We start from the raw sequence: 18,107 nt of genomic DNA, 5'->3' as shown, positions 1-18,107 counted from the left end.
ACAGTCAGGCCTTCTCAGCCCGGTAATTGCGCGGCGACGTGCCGGTCCAACGGTGGAAGGCGCGCGAGAAGGCGGAGAGTTCCGAGTAGCCGAGCAGGAAGGCGATCTCCGAGAAGGGAAGCTCGCGCTGGTTTACATAAACGAGCGCCAGGTCGCGGCGCGTCTCCTCGACCAGGTCTTTGTAATTGAGATTGTCGCGCGCGAGCTCGCGCTGGATGGCGGCGGGCGAGGACTTGATGGCCTCCGCCACCGCTTCGAGGGCCGGATAGCCCTCGGCGAGGCGGGCGCGGACGGCGGAACGGATCTGGTCTTTCAGCGTCTGGCGCGGCACCGGCCGGGTACCGACGCTCATCAGGCACATGCGGGTGATTGACAGAAGCTTCAGGTCGGGCGCCGGCATCGGACGCCCGAACAGCTCGCGCTTGAAGACCAGCGCATTGGTCGACTGGGAGAAATAAACGGGCGCGTCGAAAGCGCTTTCATGCTCGCGCCAGGCCTCGGGCTTGGGGTGCTCGAAATGCACTTCCTCCGGCGCCCAGCTGGCGCCCAGGCATTCGCGGATGATGTTGAGGAACATGCCGAGCGAGAGCTCGGCGTCCTGGCGGCGCGCCAGGATATCGGGCATGCGGATCTGATATTCGAGGCGGGCGAGGCCATTGCCGGCATCGGCGATCGCCATATGGGTCGACTGCTGGTGGAGCCCGAACAGGCCGACGAAATTCTCCAGCGCCGCGCCAAGCGTCGGGGAGGAGACGGCCGTATAGCCGATGAGGCCCAGATCGCGCGGCTTGAAGCTGTTGCCGAACCAAAGGCCAAAATTGGGATTGCGGGTATCGCGGGCGGCTTCCTCGAAGAGGGAGCAGAAGGCGGCAAGCTCGAGACTCAAAGTGGGCTGCCCGACGCAGGCTGGATCGACGCCCGCCGCACCGCAGACCCGGTCGATATCGCCGCCCCAGCGCGCGATATGATCGGCGATGCCGGTCGCTGCCGAGGCCAGGATCCCCGGATTGGCGCTTTCTTCCCTAGGCCGCATAAGACGCCCTTATTTTTCTTTGGGCGGCAGCGTGACATGGAAAAAGCGGCGAGGCAACTTCTCAGAGGTCTGCGCGTTAAAATCAGGGACACCATAGAGTGGAGGAGCGTCCTCGGGTACCTACTTTATCATGTCCCTAATTTAATTTCCGAGAACTGATGTCAAGCTGGCCGGGTTTGGTGTCAAGCCGCGCCTGGCGCGATGCCGTAGCCTCCTTGCATGGCCATACATCCCCTTCTCGAAGATAGAGGCTTCACCAGCTTTCACGCCAAGCAGATGGTGGAAAAGGCGCGCTGGGCGGCCGAAGCCTTTTCCGGCCTCGACCGGGCTGCGGTGTTGCGGATCGCCAAGGCGGCCGGTGAGGCGGGCTATGCCCAGGCCCAGCGTTATGGCCAATGGGCGGTGGAGGAGACGGGCTTCGGCGTCGCCGAGCACAAGCTGATCAAGAACCAGGCCTGCTCGCGCGGCCTCTATGAGCTCTACAAAGACCAGGACTTCACCGGCGTCAGGCTCGATGCCGCGCGCAAGATCCTGGAGATCGCGCGGCCGGCGGGCGTCGTCTTCGCGCTGACCCCTTCGACCAACCCGGTCGCCACCGTCTTCTACAAGATCATGCTGTGTCTTATGACCCGCAACGCCATCATCATCTCGCCGCACCCGATGGCGAAAGGCTGTTGCGCCGACGCGGCCAGGCTCCTCGCCAAGGCGGCCGAGGATGCCGGGGCGCCCGACGGCATCATCCAGGTCGTCGACGAACCCTCGCTGCCGATCGTCGAAACAGTGATGAAGTCCGACCGCATCGACGTGATTCTCGCGACCGGCGGCACGCCCGTGGTGCGCGCCGCCTATAGTTCCGGCAACCCGGCCATCGGCGTCGGGCCCGGCAATGTTCCGTCCTATGTCGACGAGACGGCCGATGTGGCCGAGGCCGCCAAGGCGATCGCCGACTCGAAGTCCTTCGACAACGGCATTCTGTGTACCAATGAAAGTGCCATCATCGCCCATGGCGCCATCGCCGATGGACTCGCCCACGAGCTCAAGCGCAATGGCTGTCATATCTGCAGCGAAGAGGAGCGCGATCTGCTTGAGAAGACTCTGTTCCCGAAGGACAAATTCGACATCTCGCTAATCGGCAAGCCGGCCGAGCTCATCGCGCAGAAAGCCGGCTTCCGGGTGCCGCCGCGCACCCGGGTGCTGGTGGCGCCGCTCGCCCGCATCGGCGACGACTATCCGCTGTCGCGCGAGAAGCTGTGCCCGGTCATCGGCCTCTATGTGGCGGCGACGCGCGAAGCCGCGATGATCGCCTGCCGGGCGATGACCCGGCGCTCGGGCGGCGGCCATTCGGCCTCCATCCATGCGCGCGATCCGCAGATCATCCTGCGCTATGGCGAGGAGATGAATGTGCTGCGCATCAGCGTGAATGTCGGCAACAGCCTCGGCGCCTCGGGCTTCGAGACGCATCTGGCGCCGACCATGACGATCGGCACCGGCTATTTCGGCAGGAGCTCGGTGGCGGAGAATGTCGAGCCGCGCCATCTGGTGCAATGGGTGAAGATGGCGTGGAACAAGGACGACCGCATCCAGATGCCGTCCTTCCAGGCGACCGATCGCATCGAGAAGCCCAGGATCGGCGTGCCGCCGCGCGGCGAGATCGATTACGATTTTGGCAATCACCCTGACAGCGTCGTGTCTTCACCGGCGCCGGCACGACAGGCAACGCAGGATGCCGATATGCGGGCGGAAATCCGCCGCATCATCCTTGAAGAACTAAAGGAAATGACGGCGCGCTGATGGCCAAGCTTCGCTCCTATATCTTCATCGATCAGCTGCAGCCCGGCACCATGTGCTATCTCGGCACGTTCTGCCGGGGCTTCCTGCCGCGCGCCAATATGGCGGCGATCGTGATCGAAGTGGCGCCCGGCCTCGACATCGAGCCCCTGACCGACATCGCGGTGAAGACGGTCGACGTGAAGCCCGGCATCCTGGTGGTCGAGCGACAGTTCGGCTATCTCGAATTCCACTCGCATTCGACGGCGGCGGTGCGCGCGGCGGGCGATGCCATCATGGCCGAGCTCGGCACAAGTGAGAAGGACGCGCTCAAGCCGGAAATCCTGGCATCGAAGATCGTCAAGCGGGTTGACAATTATCACGCGCTGCTGATCAACCGGAACAAGTCGGGCTCGATGATCCTGCCGAGCGAGTCGCTGTTCGTGCTCGAAATGCAGCCCGCCGCCTATGCCATCCTCGCCGCCAATGAGGCAGAGAAGGCGGCCAATGTCAAAGTGGTCGACTACCGGATGATGGGCGCCACCGGGCGCGTCTATCTCTCGGGCGAGGAGAGCAATATCAGGGCCGCTGCCCACGCGGCCGAGCAGGCGCTCGAGATGAGGAGGGCGGCATGAGCGGCTTGTCCTCGACCGAGATCCGGCAACTGGTGCGCGAAGCCTTGCGTGAATTGCTGCCGGCCGTCAGATCGAGTCCCGCGACCGGGGGCGGGGGCTCGCTCCTGTCGCGGCTGCGCTCGGCTCTTGTCGAGCCGAAACCGGCGCCGGTGGAGATCAGGATCGAGACCGCCGGCGATCTCAATACCTTCGCGCGCGATCTGCTGCAGGCGCAGGAGGACGTCAGAACCGGCGTTCTGTCAGGCAAGATCCAGTTCGGCCTTGCGTCGCGTGCTGGCGGCACAGCGAGCGTCGCGGCGTCCGCCACGCCGCGCAGCCCGCATCAGATTTCCAAAGGCGTGGTGACGGAGATCATGGTCACCGAAATCGGCAAGAGCCATGACCGGCTCCTTATCGGCAAGGGCGTCGTGGTGACGCCGCTGGCGCGCGACAGAGCGCGCGAGGTGAAGCTTGAAATCGTGAGGGATCGCTCATGAAGACAGGAATCGTCGTCGGAAAAGTGTGGGCCACCAAGAGGCTCGACGAACTGCCGGGCGGGGCGCTGCTCGAAATCGCCATCGAGGAAGAAGACGAGATGGACGAGCGCATGGTGGCGTTCGATCCCCTGGGCGCCGGCGTGGGCGAGCGGGTGCTGATCACGCAAGGGTCCGTCGCCAAAGCGTGGTTCAAGGACGGAAAAAATGTCGTCGATGCGCTGGTCATCGGCATTCTCGATGAGCAGAGCGCTCCGGCCAAATCCGGCAAGAAGAGTTGATTGGAATAGTCAGGTTGCGAAAAGGAGGACATCATGTCTAACGCAATTGGTTTTGTCGAAACGCGTGGTTTCGTGGCGGCTTTCGCCGCGGGCGATGCGATGGTGAAGGCGGCGAATGTGACCATCATCGGCCGCGAGCAGGTCGGCGCCGGCTTGGTGTCGGTCGTGGTGCAGGGTGACGTCGGCGCCGTGAAGGCGGCGACGGAAGCGGGTGCCGAAGCGGCGCGCAATGTCGGCGAAGTGGTGTCGGTGCATGTCATCCCGCGTCCGCATCCGGATGTGCTCAAGCATTTCGGCACCGCGAAGTAACAGCCTGCCGTGGCCGAACTCCGCGTCTATTTGAAGCTCGAATCCTTAAGGCGGCAGTTCGCCGCCTATATGGGATCGCCGACCCGCGCGCGGGGCTATGTGCCGCTGGAAGGGATGCATTCGCTGATTATCGAGATCGCGCCTGCGCTCGCCATTCATCATGTGAGCGATGTGGCGTTGAAAACGGTGCCCGAAGCCGAGCCCGGCATTCTCTATACCGAGCGGCAGTTCGGCATTCTCGAGCTGCATTCCTTCGATATGGATCATGTCGACCGGGCCGGCGCGGCGGTGCTGAAGGCGATCGGCCAGAAGGCCGAGGACCAGCTCAAGCCGCAGTTGCTCTTCGCCGAGATCGTGCCGGAGGTGACGGACAGCCATGCCGTCATCCTCAATCGCAACCGCGAGGCGTCGATGATCCTCCCCGGCGAATCGCTGCTGCTGATCGAGATGATGCCGGCTTTGTTCGCGGCCTATGCGGCGAACGAGGCGGAGAGAATCGCGCCCGGCGCCACGCTGGTCGACTGCCAGATGATCGGCGCCTCGGGACGACTGTTCATGTCGGGCGAAAAAAGCGAACTTGAAAAGGCGCGCGACCATATCGTGGCGCTGCTGAAGACCGTCAAGGGAAGAGGGTAGTCTGCATCGTCGATAGGGCGTGACAACAATAGTCTCGGATCGGGAACGCGTAACATCTTTGTGCATTGCCCTGTAAGCCACCGGCTTGCGAAGCTTTGCCGTGATGGACATAACCCGCAGGACATTCGTGAAGGCCCTGGCATCGGGCACGGCTTTCGGCCTGGCCGAAAGCGCGCTCGGCGCGACACAGCCGCCCGCGATGCGGGCCATCCCGTCCTCAGGGGAGCAGCTTCCCGCCATAGGCCTCGGCAGCTGGATCACCTTCACTGTCGGCGATGATCCGGTGCCAAGAGTGTCAGCACCACAGAATCCGTGAACAGCAATCGGCCACCTGGTCGAAGCAATCGGCTCCATGCCGACAGTGCGGCAAACCGATCTCCAAGATGAGAGATCGCGTCAATGCAGACAGCGAAGTCAAAGGATTCGTCCTCGAAAGGCAAACGGTTACGGCAATCACACACGACAAAATGCGCTCTGTCGGCGAGACCGCGCTCTAGGGCCAGGCGTTGCGCATATTCAATACCCGGGGCCTCGATATCGACGCCTGTGAGCTTACATCCAGTGCTGGCCACCAACGCTAACGAAGGTCCACCGGACCCGCAGGCGATATCAAGGACATCACAAGACGAGGTGCCGATCAGCTCAGCGATTTGAGCCTGCTCATCAAGTGTTCGCCAACCCTGCTGGCCGAGGTCCTCTCCATAAACCTCACGCCATATTTCGGCTGCAGTATCGGTTCCAAGGCGCGCGTATTGGGCGGAGTAGAATTCGAATCGATGATGAATTCGATCCTCGGCCATACCGTTCATCTCACTCCTAAGTTTCGACAGTAGGTGTCGGTGGACTTTTTATTAGAGGAGCATTACGTCAGGCAGCTGTCCAATCAATCCAGGTCAACCTGCGCGCTGCATAGCATGCTTTAAATCGCTTGATCGATTATTGCGGCTTGAACGCCAATTCTCAAACCCAACTCGGCTATCACGCAGCAACGCTGCATGTCGATGCGCAGATACGTACCAGTTGCCTCTTTGGCCAAATGATCCGCTTCGGGTCATTCGCTACCGGGCCGATCCAGCAGCCAAGTCGAGCCATGTCAGCTATGCCCCGATAGCGACTAAATCCCGCAGAGCCGCGAAGTGACGCGATGGGCCACAACCGGCCGTGAGCAATCGCAGCAAAGCAACACTCTCATTCGATCACCTCGTTGGCCAGGAATTGCGTTTGAGTTGGGGACCGAGAGCCCCAGTGCTTTGGCGGCCTTGAGGTTGACCACGAATTCGAACTTGGTCGACAGCTGCACCGGCAGGTCGGCCGGCTTCTCTCCCCAGATCACCCGCCCGGCGTAGATGCCGCACTGGCGGTATGAATCCCTGAAGTCCGTGCCGTAGCTCATCGGGCCGCCGGCGAGGGCATAGTCACGTGTGGGATACAAGACGGGGATTGTGCCGCGTGCGGCGAGATCGACGATCAGCTTCTCCTGTGTGCCCAGAAGGAGACATGGCCTGCCCAAGAGTTCAAAGCCCTTTAACTCCGAGCAACCTCGACCTGGGCGCCATAATCCGCCTGACCGACCGAAAACGGAAACAAACTGAGCGCGTCTCCGGTCAGAACCGGATCGCCACATGTGAGGTGATTGAGCCCGACCCATCCATCGCGAATCCAGACCACACCTGGGCGCACGTCGTCAGTAACGTGGGCCTTTGCCCGAAACTCTCCCCGCTGATTGTAAATCTTGATCGCGTCACCGTCGGAGAGCCGACGCGCATCTGCGTCGAACCTGGATATCCAAAGTTGTGGGGCAGCATTGTGCTTTACCAGCGACGGCAGGGCTTGTCCCTCGTCGTAGAACGAATGGAAGTGTGTCAGTGTCCTTCCGAAGCTCAACGCCAGCGGATACGGGGAGCCTTGGTCAACCTTGTGCACCGGGAGTGGTGGTAACCCCAATCTCTCCGCTTGAGGCGAGTAGAATTCGATCTTTCCGGACGGTGAATCGAATTTTCGATCTGCATAAGCGACAGCGGGCACTCTGAGCGGCACGAAGCCGCCGGCGGCGCGCAGAGATGCTACCGTCGCATGCCCGGTTGTAGAGTGATCCAAGATGGCATCGAGTACCTCTTCTAACGACCCCCAGGGAAAGAAATCAGTGAGTCCCAGGGAATTCGCGAGTGATCTGAGGATTTCATGGATCGGACGCGTCTCACCCTCTCGCTCGAGGGCGCGCTCCATGAGATAGAGGTGCGTGTTTGTTACCTTGAAACCCAACTCCTCGAGCCAGGCGGTCCCAGGCAGTACGACATCCGCGAACCGCCGAGCGGTCTCATTCATGAACAGATCAACGCAGACCACCGTGTTCATCCTGTCGAGGCCATCGGCGACTTGTCCGGCATCGGCGAATGACGACAGCATGTTAGTACCCAGAAGTAACAAGACCTTCAGCCGCCCGTTGGACAGCGCCTCTGCAATATCGACCATTTGGTTCGGAATGTAGTTCCCCGGTGGACGCTTTTGACCTTCGTTCAGGTTCCGCAAACCTGCGCTCTGCGCGCCATGACGTGGGCCAAGTCCGCCACCCCGAAGCCCGAAATCGCCAGTCAACGCCGGCAGACAGCTGATTGCGCGCGCAGCATGCCAACCGTTGGCACCCTTGTGCATGGAACTGCCGCCGAGCAAGATCATGGCTGGCCGCGTGGAGGCGTACGCCCTGGCGAACGAGATGATTTGGTTTGCTTCAACGCCCGTTTCTTCTGCTCCCCAAGTGGGGGTGAAGGGCAGAATGTGCGTCGACAATTCCTCAAATCCAGTGGTGTGAGATCCAACGAACGCCGCATCATAAAGCTTTTCGGTGACGATGACGTGCATGACGACCAACGCGAGGGCAGCGTCGGACCCGGGCCGGATCAGCAAAACTTCATCCGATTGAGCAGCCGCCTCCGTTCTCCGTACATCAATCGTAATGACTTTGGCACCGCGACGCCGCGCCGAGATGATGTGTCGGGCTGTGTTTGGTTGACTGGAAATGTTTGAGCCCCAAAGAACGATCATTCTTGCGTTCTCAGCCATATCCTCTTTCGTATTGACCTTGAGCGCGCCCGTCAGGCCCACGCCGAACCCGCCGAGCCCCCAGCAGATCATTGCTGGGTGCCAAGCCTGACAGCCGTAGATATTGGAGAAGCGCTGCATCATCTGAATTGTGACTGCGCTACCCGGCGTGAAGCCGCCATGGCCTGCCCACAGGCCCACACTGCCGGGTCCGACTTTCTGCATGCGCCCCACGATGAAATCCAGCGCCTCATCCCAGCTCGCGCGGCGCCAGGCATTCGTGCGGCGGTCATCACGAATTTGGGGGGTACAGCAATCGTTTCGGATTGCCAAAGATCTCGTTGGTGCTGCGGCCGCGCACGCAAAGAAAACCCTGACTGTCTGGATTATCCTTATCGCCGCTGATAGTGTTCAGCTTGCCGCCTTCCACCTCGACCAACATTCCGCAAAATGTTGGATGGCAATTCATGGGACACATAGTCCGCACGACTTTAGCATCGCCAGCGGTCATGGCCATCTCCGCCTTAGGCACTGTCGGGCAATGATCTTACCAGAGATGAGCTGCTTCCGAACGAAAAGAATAGTACACAGGGGATTGCTGCGCTGCGGCATTTCAATCCAGCTTATGTCGCAGATGGGTCAGTCTCTACCGGGTCGAGCCAGGCAACAACTCCGGTCATGTCAGGTTTGCCCCGTTAGCGGCCAAATCCACAGCGTAGCGCAATGGCGCGATGGGCTATGAACGGTCTTTCGCCCTTCTGAGGTACTGATACCTACCGGCTTCTGTTCGCTAGAGGTTGATGATATTTTCGACTGCCGCGGCTCTTTCCAAACGCGACAATAAACCCTGACAGGGGACGGGATATGCCAATTCAGGTGTCGAACCAGCCGGACGCCTTTCGAGACTTTGAGCGAAGCGGATGGAACGCGGTGTCCGAGGGTTACGAAGCTGTCTTTGGTCCGCTGACCGCGCAGTCGGTTGATGCCACACTCGATGCAGCTGGGGTCATTGGCGGATGTGACGTGCTCGATGTCTGCACAGGACACGGCGTGCTGGCCCTAGCTGCCACCGAGCGCGGTGCGAAAGTATCCGCTATCGACTTCTCGGAGGCCATGGTTGCCGCTGCCCGTCGGAACGTTCCGTCGATGGATTGTCGCCAAGGGGACGCGCAAGATCTGCCATATCCCGATAATACGTTCGATGCCGTCGTTTGCGGCTACGGCATTCTCCATGTGCCCGAGCCGGACCGCGCTTTGGCGGAAATGCGTCGAGTTCTTCGTCCCGGCGGCCGTGTGGCGATCAGCGTTTGGGAACGACCCTCACCAGCCAATGGCTTCGGCCTTCTCTTGGGGGCGGTGAAAGCTCACGGGCGTGTTGACGTTCCATTGCCGCACGGGCCCGATTTCTCCCAGTTCAGCGATCAGGAGGATATGAAGGCCGCGCTTACGCAAGCGGGCTTCTCCGATGTCGCTGCAACTACTGTGGCTCAGACGTTGCTGCTGAAAACTGCGACCGGATTGGTCAATTTGGTGTTGCAGGGAGGAGTAAGGTTAAGGGCCCTTTTGCTTGCACAAGATAGCGCAGCTCTCTCGGCGATCAAGGTCGCCGTCGCTGAAGGAATGGATCAGCTATTCCGAAAGGGGGACCACTTCCAGGTCCCCATGCCTGCCACTCTCGGAAGTGGGGCCAAACCGCGGCAGTAAATAGGTCCCACGCCGATTCGCTTGGCAGGTATTTGACCGTTGAGACTTTAACGGCCTACCGCTGACTGCTTTGGGTCATTTGCTACCAGGTCGAGCTCGCGGTAAGTCCGACCAGGTCAGCGATACCCCGATCGCGACTGAATTCTGACTCGCCGCGAAATGACGCGATGGGCCAAGACCGGGCGTCGCAATTGTGTCGCTCTGGGAGCGTGAACCAATATGCTACAAAGTGCCCTAGTTGTCGCTTTCAGCAAGAATAAGCGCTATTCTCGATGTTTCGGGGAGAACGTCTGTGAACCGCCGCCTCGCCGCCATTCTCGTTGCCGATGTCGTCGGCTACTCGCGCCTCATGGAGGCGGATGAGGCGGGAACGCTTGCAGCCCTCAAGGACCGCCGAAGAAAGATCGTCGAGCCGCTGGTCGGCCAGCATGCCGGCCGTATTGTGAAGTTCACAGGTGACGGGGTGCTGGTCGAGTTCGCAAGCGTGGTGAATGCACTTAAGGCGGCACTTGAACTTCAGGGCAGGTTCGCCGAAGCCAACGAAGCTCTTGCCGACCACCGTCGCATCTACCTGCGCATCGGCATCAATCTTGGCGACGTCATCGGTGAGGGTTCGGACATCTATGGCGATAGCATCAACATCGCGGCGCGGATTGAGAGCCTGGCGAAGCCAGGCGGCATCTGCATCACCGGCAAGGTGCACGAGGAAGTGCGGGGAAAGCTTGATTTCGCTGTCGAAGACCTGGGTGAGGTTGAACTCAAGAACATCGCCCGGCCGGTGAAGGCCTACTGGGCCCACGCTGGGGTCAGTTCGAGCATCAGCGATACCCCAACCCTCCTGCCATTGCCTTCAAAGCCATCGATCGCGGTCCTGCCCTTTCAAAACATGAGCGGCGATCCCGAGCAGGAGGTACTTTGCCGATGGCATGGTGGAGGAGATCATCACTGCGCTGTCGCGCATGCACTGGCTATTCGTTATCGCCCGCAACTCGACTTTCACCTACAAGCATCGGGCTGTCGACGTGAGACAGGTCGGACGCGAAATGGGAGTTCGTTATGTACTCGAAGGAAGCGTCAGGAAAGCTGGAAACAGGATTCGCATAACTGGGCAGCTGATCGATACGACGACCGGCGCTCATCTGTGGGCTGAGCGATTTGATAGCGGACTGGAAGATATCTTCGGTCTGCAGGATCAGCTGACCGCAAGCGTGATCTCCGCGATCGCACCCAAACTTCAACAAGCGGAAATTGAGCGGACAAGGCGTAAGCCAACCGAAAACCTCGATGCCTATGACTATTATCTTCGCGGCCTAGCCGCTACCCATCAGTGGACGAAGGAGGCCAACGCTGAGGCAGTCCAGCATTTCTACCGGGCAATTGACCTTGATCCCAACTACGCCGCAGCCTATGGCATGGCGGCCCGCTGTTATTCGCAGCGCAAGGTTGGTGGCTGGGAACTCGATCGGTTATTTGAACGGGCCGAAGCCGAGCGACTGTCACGCCGGGCAGTCCAACTGGGCCCAGACAATGCCGTGGCCCTGGCCACGGCTGGGATTGCTCTGGGCTTCGTTGTCGGCGATTTGGATGGTGGTCGCGACCTTGTCGATCGGGCTACCGCCATTGATCCGAATATGGCCTGGGCATGGCTCTTCAGCGGATGGATACGAACTTGGCTCGGACAACCGGACTTGGCTCTTGATCACTTCGGGCGGGCAATCCGGCTCAACCCGCAGGACCCTTATAGGAGCAGCATGCATGCAGGTATGGCGTGCGGGCATTTCTTCAACGGTCGCTATGAGGAGGCTTTATTATGGGCAGAACGCTGTGTGCGGGGGGGAACAGAGCGGTTTCGCCAACTCGATTTCGATGGTTGCGGCAAGCGCCGCCCTGTTGGGTGATCTTGGCCGGGCGCGCGAGGGGATCGAGAAACTCACTCGAATGGACCCGACAATGTGCATCTCAAAGCTGCAGAACTTCTTCCCTTTGCGACGACCAGAGGATAGGGCCAGATTTTCTGAAGGGCTGCGCAGGGCCGGGCTGCCCGAATAGCCGCTTTGGGTCACTATCGCTATCAGGTCGCGCCTGTCGGCTATGCCCCGATAGCGGACCAAATTCCGCACCGCAGCGAAGCGACGCCAAGGGCCATGTGTGGACGGCTCCGGGCTGTCAAGGTTCTTTTGCATGTCGCAGCGCTGGTCGTAGCAGCCATGTGTTCGGCCTTTGAGCGCGGCTCATAGGGCCGCTGGCCATAATGCCTTCCGCGGATCAGGTCCCGGTCAAAAGCTCGCATTCGACAATGCTGTGGCCCATGTGGGTTGTCCTGATCGCCGGATCGACCGGTTCTGCGTTACCTGCTGTCAGTCCTTTCCAGCCTTCACATCACGCCGTTGCCGGCGCGATCTCGTCCAAAGTCGCCGTGCCCTAGCGAGCCAGCGCGACGGGTTCCCTGTAACGCTCGCCCTTGGCCATCATCGCCCAGGCCATGCGGGCAATCTTGTTGGCGAACGCGATCGCGGCCACCTTTGTCGGCCGCCGCTCCAGCAGCTTGGCAAGCCATGGCCGATGCTTGGTGCCGTGGATTTTCGCGTATCGGATCACCGCCAACGCGCCAGCACAGAACAGCGAGCGCAGGTATCGATCGCCCTGTTTGGTGATATTGCCAAGCCTCTCCCTGCCTCCACTGGAGTTCTGCTTCGGCACCAGCCCAATCCAGGCTGAGAAGTCGCGTCCCGAGCGAAACGCCCTCGGATCGGGAATACTGGCGACCAGCGCGGTTGCCAGCGCCGGACCGACCCCGGGGAGTTCGTCGAGCCGACGGCTGGTCTCGTTTGAGCGATGCCAGGCGTTGATATGCTGGTCGAACGTCAGGATCTGCCGCTTCAGCTGCCATAGTTGACGGCCCAGTGCCTCCAGGCACTCGCGCGCAATCTCGGGCACGCGTCCATCGTCGGGATCGGCAACCACATCGAGCAGCTTCTCGACGCCATTGCGGCCGACTGGTGCGACAATGCCAAACTCGGCAAGGTGGGCGCGGATCGCATTGATCAGCGCAGTCTGCTGGCGAATGAACAGATGCCGCGTACGGTGGAGCATCAGACAGGCTTGCTGGTCGGGTGTCTTGGTCGGCACGAACCGCATGCTTGGCCGCTGCACCGCCTCGCAAATGGCCTCGGCATCGGCCGCATCGTTCTTCTGGCGTTTCACATACGGCTTCACATAGGCCGGCGGCATCAATCGAACCGTGTGCCCGAGTGCCTGCAACTCGCGCGACCAGTGGTGCGAGGACGCGCATGCCTCGATACCAACCACACAAGGCGAAAGCTTCCTGAAGAAACCGAGAACCCGTGACCGCTTGAGACGCTGGCGAATAACCCCCTGGCCGTCTGCGTCAATGCCGTGAACCTGGAAAACAGACTTCGCAATGTCGAAACCGATTGTCGTCACCGCTTGCATATCGAGCTCCTCCGAATCGTGGTCACCTTTTGGCCACCAATCCTATGGCACTTGCGCACCAGGTGGAGGAGCCGTCCACAGCATCATGAGCGGACCTTCGGCTGACGAAAGAAACGTTAGAATTTTGGTGCTCGACGGCGTCGCGATTGTATGACGCGATGGGCCATGTGTGGACGGCTCCGGGCTGTCAAGGTTCTTTTGCATGTCGCAGCGCTGGTCGTAGCAGCCATGTGTTCGGCCTTTGAGCGCGGCTCATAGGGCCGCTGGCCATAATGCCTTCCGCGGATCAGGTCCCGGTCAAAAGCTCGCATTCGACAATGCTGTGGCCCATGTGGGTTGTCCTGATCGCCGGATCGACCGGTTCTGCGTTACCTGCTGTCAGTCCTTTCCAGCCTTCACATCACGCCGTTGCCGGCGCGATCTCGTCCAAAGTCGCCGTGCCCTAGCGAGCCAGCGCGACGGGTTCCCTGTAACGCTCGCCCTTGGCCATCATCGCCCAGGCCATGCGGGCAATCTTGTTGGCGAACGCGATCGCGGCCACCTTTGTCGGCCGCCGCTCCAGCAGCTTGGCAAGCCATGGCCGATGCTTGGTGCCGTGGATTTTCGCGTATCGGATCACCGCCAACGCGCCAGCACAGAACAGCGAGCGCAGGTATCGATCGCCCTGTTTGGTGATATTGCCAAGCCTCTCCCTGCCTCCACTGGAGTTCTGCTTCGGCACCAGCCCAATCCAGGCTGAGAAGTCGCGTCCCGAGCGAAACGCCCTCGGATCGGGAATACTGGCGACCAGCGCGGTTGCCAGCGCCGGACCGACCCCGGGGAGTTCGTCGAGCCGACGGCTGGTCTCGTTTGAGCGATGCCAGGCGTTGATATGCTGGTCGAACGTCAGGATCTGCCGCTTCAGCTGCCATAGTTGACGGCCCAGTGCCTCCAGGCACTCGCGCGCAATCTCGGGCACGCGTCCATCGTCGGGATCGGCAACCACATCGAGCAGCTTCTCGACGCCATTGCGGCCGACTGGTGCGACAATGCCAAACTCGGCAAGGTGGGCGCGGATCGCATTGATCAGCGCAGTCTGCTGGCGAATGAACAGATGCCGCGTACGGTGGAGCATCAGACAGGCTTGCTGGTCGGGTGTCTTGGTCGGCACGAACCGCATGCTTGGCCGCTGCACCGCCTCGCAAATGGCCTCGGCATCGGCCGCATCGTTCTTCTGGCGTTTCACATACGGCTTCACATAGGCCGGCGGCATCAATCGAACCGTGTGCCCGAGTGCCTGCAACTCGCGCGACCAGTGGTGCGAGGACGCGCATGCCTCGATACCAACCACACAAGGCGAAAGCTTCCTGAAGAAACCGAGAACCCGTGACCGCTTGAGACGCTGGCGAATAACCCCCTGGCCGTCTGCGTCAATGCCGTGAACCTGGAAAACAGACTTCGCAATGTCGAAACCGATTGTCGTCACCGCTTGCATATCGAGCTCCTCCGAATCGTGGTCACCTTTTGGCCACCAATCCTATGGCACTTGCGCACCAGGTGGAGGAGCCGTCCACAGCATCAAATGCGGACATTGTCCGTGCCCTGGCGCTAACCGTCAATGGTATTACCGTGAAGGTGCCGGGGGGTAGGGAAATCGACGAACCAAGCGTCATCCTTGCTTTGAGTGTGCGGGGCGGACAGTTTTGTCATCAATACGCGTGCGGAGGCATCCCGCTTTATTCCGGCAGGCCAGCCAGTCGCAGCCCCTCCGCCAGCCTGGCGAGGTCTTCCGGTCGCCTGAGAGGAAAAAGGAACTGTAGGTTGGATGCATTGAGGGAGGGGTCAAGTTGATGCACTCGTCCCATGGCTCTCCTCGCGTCTGCAATGCGCCCCGCTAGCGCACTGCTGGCCGCTGCCATGCAGCCGGGGAGAAGAAAATCGGGTTTCTCGCGCACCGCCATTTCCGCCCAGGATAGAGCTTCTGTAAATCGGCCGGCAAAGAAATGGGCATGCGCCAGGGCGCCGTACATACTATAACTGTGAGGGTCGGTTGGGTTCAAACGCAGGGCGCGGGACACGCGATCGATGGCCGCCTCGGGCTCGCCAAGCCACATTCGGATCCAACCGCTCCAAAGCCAAGCCCATGCCGAGTTGGGGTTGAGTTCTATAGCTCGATCCGTGAGGACTTTGCCCTCTTCGTGGTTACCAACCATGAAGGAAAACGCGATCCCTGCAGTGCTAAGCGCAACGGCATCATCCTTGCCCAACTGGGCTGCTCGCCTTGCCAATCGAACCGCCTCGGCAACTTCAGCCTCGCGATCCGCAACCCATCCACTCCCCTTTCGCAGAACAAAGGTCCGCGCTGCCATGCCATAAGCGGCCGCGAAACTAGGATCAATATGGATAGCGCAGTAGAAATTCGACAGTGCCTCTTCGCAACTCTGTCTGGTCCATTGATGAACACCAGCCAAGCCGCGCAGATAGTAGTCATAGGCGTCCAGGTTCTCTGTCGGCTTGCGCTTGGCCCTCTCGATCTCGGCCTCCTCCAATCTCGGAGAAATCGCGCCAATTACACTTGTGGTCACCTGATCCTGAAAATCGAAGATGTTCTCCAGTCCCCCTTCAATCCGGTCCGCCCAGAGGTGCGCTCCGGTAGAGGTGTCGATGAGTTGCCCGGTGATCCGAACCTTGTCGCCTGATTTGCGGACGCTGCCCTCAAGGATGTAACGGACGCCCAATTCGCGCCCGATCTGCTTTACGTCCACGGCTCGGCCCTTGTAAGCAAAACTGGAGTTCCGCGCGATGACGAACAACCAACGCATACGTGTCAGGGCGGTGATAATCTCTTCAACTATGCCATCAGCGAAATAATCTTGGTCGCGATCGCTGCTCAGGTTGTCGAATGGCAAGACGGCGATCGATGGCTTGTCGGGCAGGGCCAAGGTAGGTTGTTGAAATGCGGGTGCGCGATCGAGTTGTACCTGGAAAACCCGTATCGGATGGTCGATGTTCTTGAGCGTATGCTCGCCCATGTCATGAAACTGGGCGTCAAGGCGATTACCCAGGTGGTCGCGAACCGTCCCCGACACTACGACCCCGCCGGGAGGTGCCATCCCCTCAAGCCTAGCCGCCACGTTTACCCCGTCGCCGAAGATGTCGTCGGCCTCGATTATTACGTCTCCAACATGGACTCCAATGCGCAAGCGAATCGCGCGGTCCTCGGGCAGTTCGGCGGTGCGCGAATGCATCCCGCGCTGGATGTCAATGGCGCATGCAACTGCGTTAACTACGCTCGGGAACTCCGCAAGCAAGCCGTCGCCGGTCGCCTTGAACACGCGGCCCTTGTGCTCGGCGATCCTGGGATCGATCAACTCGGCTCGAACGGCCTTTAGAGCTTGCAGCGTGCCAGCCTCATCCTGGCCCATCAGCCGGCTGTAGCCGACAACGTCGGCGGCGAGAATTGCTGCGAGTTTTCGCTCCATGCTGGCTCCGGACGCAGAGCGACGCCTAGTCAATGATAAGGGAATATCACGTTCGGGCCTAGAGCGGGTCTAGATCGGCTAGACCGGGTCTAGGTCCGCTATGGGTCATTCGCGACCGGGCCGAGCCAGCAGCGAGTCCAGCCATGTCCGCTATTCCCCGATAGTGGCCAAATTCCGCAGCGCAGCGAAATGACGCGATGGGCCATCAGTAGACATCGCTCGAAGCAAAAGGATGCGACGGGCGATGGGCAGCAATATTGGTGCTAACGCCGCGCGTCAGGGCACTGCTTCACCGTACGAGTTCGATCTCACTCGGGCGCCACTCTTTCGTGAAGAATGGTTCTTTCAGCATCGCCAAATCAAGCGCGCACCGCCATATCTGAGTTTGTGCGTCTGTTACCGAACGCCGGTTAGAAGCCTTGCGGTGAATGGCCAGCGAATCTAAGGGGTTATCATCTCAGCGACGCATTGATGCGCTCGAGGACGTCCGAACCGGGGCAAAGATCGCCATCGATCAGTGCGTTGAGGGGCTTGATGACGGTGCCGTAGCGCTCGTGCAGATCCTGCGCCTCAGGATCGAGATAAAGAAGCCCCGTTACGATTTCGCCCTTCGCTTCATGCTCCTGAAGCAGCGTGCGGGCCGCACGCTTGTCGGTGGGATCATAGCCGCTTTCGATCTTGCGCAGTCTGAGATAGGAGCCTTCATGCTGGCGGATGATCACGACCGAGCCCGGCGCGTAATCGGCCACAACCGGCTCCCGACCTTTGACCCCGTCGAAGCTCGGCGCGCCACGGCCATTGGCTGGCATCGGTCATTCTGCATAGAACTGACCAACTGGCGGGGCACTCCCGAGCAACCCGGCCTGATGATGGCGCTAGATCGAGGCGGTCGCTGTAGTGGTATGGCGTTTCGGTTGTTGGATGACAACCGCTTGGCTGAGCTTAAACGAATGGTGCGCCGTGAGATCCTGGCCCGAGAAGATGTGGGCATGGTGCGCTGGATTAAGCTGCAGACTGAAGCAGGAAGGCTCCGGGCACTTGTCTTTTGGGCCGGTCCAAAAGGCGACGGTATTTCGCTGAAGCTCCCGCTGGATAAGGTCGCATTCGTGCTTGCAAGAGCTTGCGGGCACGGCGGATCGTGTGCGGAGTACCTTTACAACACGGTCTCGCACCTCGAAGCGCTTGGGATACGGGATCCTAATCTCTGGCGACTGCAGCAGCTCGTAGCTGAGGAGATTGCCCGGATATACAAGATACCAACGCCTATCGTCAGCCGAGGGATAAGCGCATAGTTTCCGGTGGCTCGGTCACCCGGC

At 60.5% G+C, this 18,107-nt stretch carries 17 protein-coding genes and 2 pseudogenes; 10 read left to right on the top strand and 9 right to left on the bottom strand.

The window, feature by feature from the left end; all coding sequences use genetic code 11:
* Positions 1 to 4: 4 nt before the first annotated feature.
* The gene (locus G5V57_RS01680) at positions 5 to 1,033 is read right to left on the bottom strand and encodes an AraC family transcriptional regulator (RefSeq protein WP_165165903.1); all 1,029 of its coding nucleotides are present in this window, start codon (positions 1,031 to 1,033) and stop codon (positions 5 to 7) included.
* 219 nt (positions 1,034 to 1,252) lie between these two features.
* Between G5V57_RS01680 and G5V57_RS01675 the strand changes: the two genes are divergently transcribed.
* The 7 genes and pseudogenes from G5V57_RS01675 to G5V57_RS35050 form a co-directional block, all read left to right on the top strand.
* On the top strand, positions 1,253 to 2,824 hold the full coding sequence (locus tag G5V57_RS01675; protein ID WP_165165902.1) for an aldehyde dehydrogenase family protein: 1,572 nt from the start codon (positions 1,253 to 1,255) through the stop codon (positions 2,822 to 2,824).
* The gene (locus G5V57_RS01670) at positions 2,824 to 3,435 is read left to right on the top strand and encodes a BMC domain-containing protein (protein ID WP_165165901.1); all 612 of its coding nucleotides are present in this window, start codon (positions 2,824 to 2,826) and stop codon (positions 3,433 to 3,435) included. The genes G5V57_RS01675 and G5V57_RS01670 overlap by 1 nt, the downstream gene beginning before the upstream one ends.
* Positions 3,432 to 3,911: a hypothetical protein gene (locus G5V57_RS01665; protein ID WP_165165900.1), complete on the top strand. Its 480-nt coding sequence runs from the start codon at positions 3,432 to 3,434 to the stop codon at positions 3,909 to 3,911. Before G5V57_RS01670 ends, G5V57_RS01665 begins: the two co-directional genes overlap by 4 nt.
* Positions 3,908 to 4,189, top strand: coding sequence for a EutN/CcmL family microcompartment protein (locus G5V57_RS01660; protein WP_165165899.1), 282 nt, complete (start codon positions 3,908 to 3,910; stop codon positions 4,187 to 4,189). Before G5V57_RS01665 ends, G5V57_RS01660 begins: the two co-directional genes overlap by 4 nt.
* Before the next feature lie 33 nt (positions 4,190 to 4,222).
* Entirely contained in the window at positions 4,223 to 4,498 is a 276-nt protein-coding gene (locus tag G5V57_RS01655) for a BMC domain-containing protein (protein WP_137857231.1), read from the top strand.
* Between the two features lie 9 nt (positions 4,499 to 4,507).
* Entirely contained in the window at positions 4,508 to 5,134 is a 627-nt protein-coding gene (locus G5V57_RS01650) for a microcompartment protein (RefSeq protein ID WP_165165898.1), read from the top strand.
* Between the two features lie 103 nt (positions 5,135 to 5,237).
* Positions 5,238 to 5,420, top strand: a pseudogene (locus G5V57_RS35050) (aldo/keto reductase); the annotation flags it as partial.
* On the opposite strand, the gene G5V57_RS01645 reads toward G5V57_RS35050, so the two are convergent.
* The 4 genes from G5V57_RS01645 to G5V57_RS01630 all read right to left on the bottom strand — a co-directional run bounded on the left by G5V57_RS01645 (position 5,398) and on the right by G5V57_RS01630 (position 8,684).
* Positions 5,398 to 5,934, bottom strand: coding sequence for a cyclopropane-fatty-acyl-phospholipid synthase family protein (locus tag G5V57_RS01645; protein WP_371744852.1), 537 nt, complete (start codon positions 5,932 to 5,934; stop codon positions 5,398 to 5,400). The pseudogene G5V57_RS35050 and the gene G5V57_RS01645 sit on opposite strands and share 23 nt — an antisense overlap.
* A 314-nt stretch (positions 5,935 to 6,248) precedes the next feature.
* Positions 6,249 to 6,644 carry an ABC transporter substrate binding protein gene (locus tag G5V57_RS01640; RefSeq protein ID WP_206530354.1) on the bottom strand — a complete coding sequence of 132 codons (396 nt, stop codon included), beginning with the start codon at positions 6,642 to 6,644 and terminating at the stop codon, positions 6,249 to 6,251.
* 14 nt (positions 6,645 to 6,658) lie between these two features.
* Positions 6,659 to 8,506 carry a molybdopterin-dependent oxidoreductase gene (locus tag G5V57_RS01635; protein WP_165165895.1) on the bottom strand — a complete coding sequence of 616 codons (1,848 nt, stop codon included), beginning with the start codon at positions 8,504 to 8,506 and terminating at the stop codon, positions 6,659 to 6,661.
* Entirely contained in the window at positions 8,466 to 8,684 is a 219-nt protein-coding gene (locus G5V57_RS01630; protein ID WP_165165894.1) for a hypothetical protein, read from the bottom strand. The genes G5V57_RS01635 and G5V57_RS01630 overlap by 41 nt, the downstream gene beginning before the upstream one ends.
* A 353-nt stretch (positions 8,685 to 9,037) precedes the next feature.
* Here G5V57_RS01630 and G5V57_RS01625 point away from each other — a divergent pair, with 353 nt between their 5' ends.
* Positions 9,038 to 9,877 (top strand): class I SAM-dependent methyltransferase, encoded by an 840-nt coding sequence (locus tag G5V57_RS01625; protein WP_165165893.1) that lies wholly within the window; start codon positions 9,038 to 9,040, stop codon positions 9,875 to 9,877.
* A 292-nt stretch (positions 9,878 to 10,169) separates the two neighbouring features.
* Positions 10,170 to 11,027 carry an adenylate/guanylate cyclase domain-containing protein gene (locus G5V57_RS34085; protein ID WP_246737487.1) on the top strand — a complete coding sequence of 286 codons (858 nt, stop codon included), beginning with the start codon at positions 10,170 to 10,172 and terminating at the stop codon, positions 11,025 to 11,027.
* A 1,271-nt stretch (positions 11,028 to 12,298) separates the two neighbouring features.
* Here G5V57_RS34085 and G5V57_RS01615 read toward each other — a convergent pair.
* From G5V57_RS01615 to G5V57_RS01600, 4 genes are all read right to left on the bottom strand, one after another.
* Complete coding sequence (locus tag G5V57_RS01615; protein ID WP_165165892.1) at positions 12,299 to 13,330, bottom strand: IS110 family transposase; 1,032 nt, start codon at positions 13,328 to 13,330, stop codon at positions 12,299 to 12,301.
* 442 nt (positions 13,331 to 13,772) lie between these two features.
* A complete protein-coding gene (locus G5V57_RS01610) occupies positions 13,773 to 14,804 on the bottom strand; it encodes an IS110 family transposase (protein WP_165165892.1) in 1,032 nt (343 codons plus the stop codon).
* A gap of 241 nt (positions 14,805 to 15,045) precedes the next feature.
* Entirely contained in the window at positions 15,046 to 16,791 is a 1,746-nt protein-coding gene (locus G5V57_RS01605; protein ID WP_165165891.1) for an adenylate/guanylate cyclase domain-containing protein, read from the bottom strand.
* Positions 16,792 to 17,243: 452 nt separating this feature from the next.
* Positions 17,244 to 17,600: a hypothetical protein gene (locus G5V57_RS01600; protein ID WP_246737486.1), complete on the bottom strand. Its 357-nt coding sequence runs from the start codon at positions 17,598 to 17,600 to the stop codon at positions 17,244 to 17,246.
* On the opposite strand from G5V57_RS01600, the pseudogene G5V57_RS01595 reads away from it, so the two are divergent.
* Positions 17,550 to 18,083 (top strand): annotated as a pseudogene (locus G5V57_RS01595) (gamma-glutamylcyclotransferase); the annotation flags it as partial. The gene G5V57_RS01600 and the pseudogene G5V57_RS01595 sit on opposite strands and share 51 nt — an antisense overlap.
* Between the last annotated feature and the right edge of the window lie 24 nt (positions 18,084 to 18,107).

The sequence above is a fragment of the Nordella sp. HKS 07 genome (assembly GCF_011046735.1).
In the GTDB taxonomy this organism is placed as follows: Bacteria; Pseudomonadota; Alphaproteobacteria; order Rhizobiales; family Aestuariivirgaceae; genus Taklimakanibacter.
The sequence above is the reverse complement of the archived record's forward strand: the minus strand, read 5'-3'. Positions and strand labels throughout refer to the sequence as shown.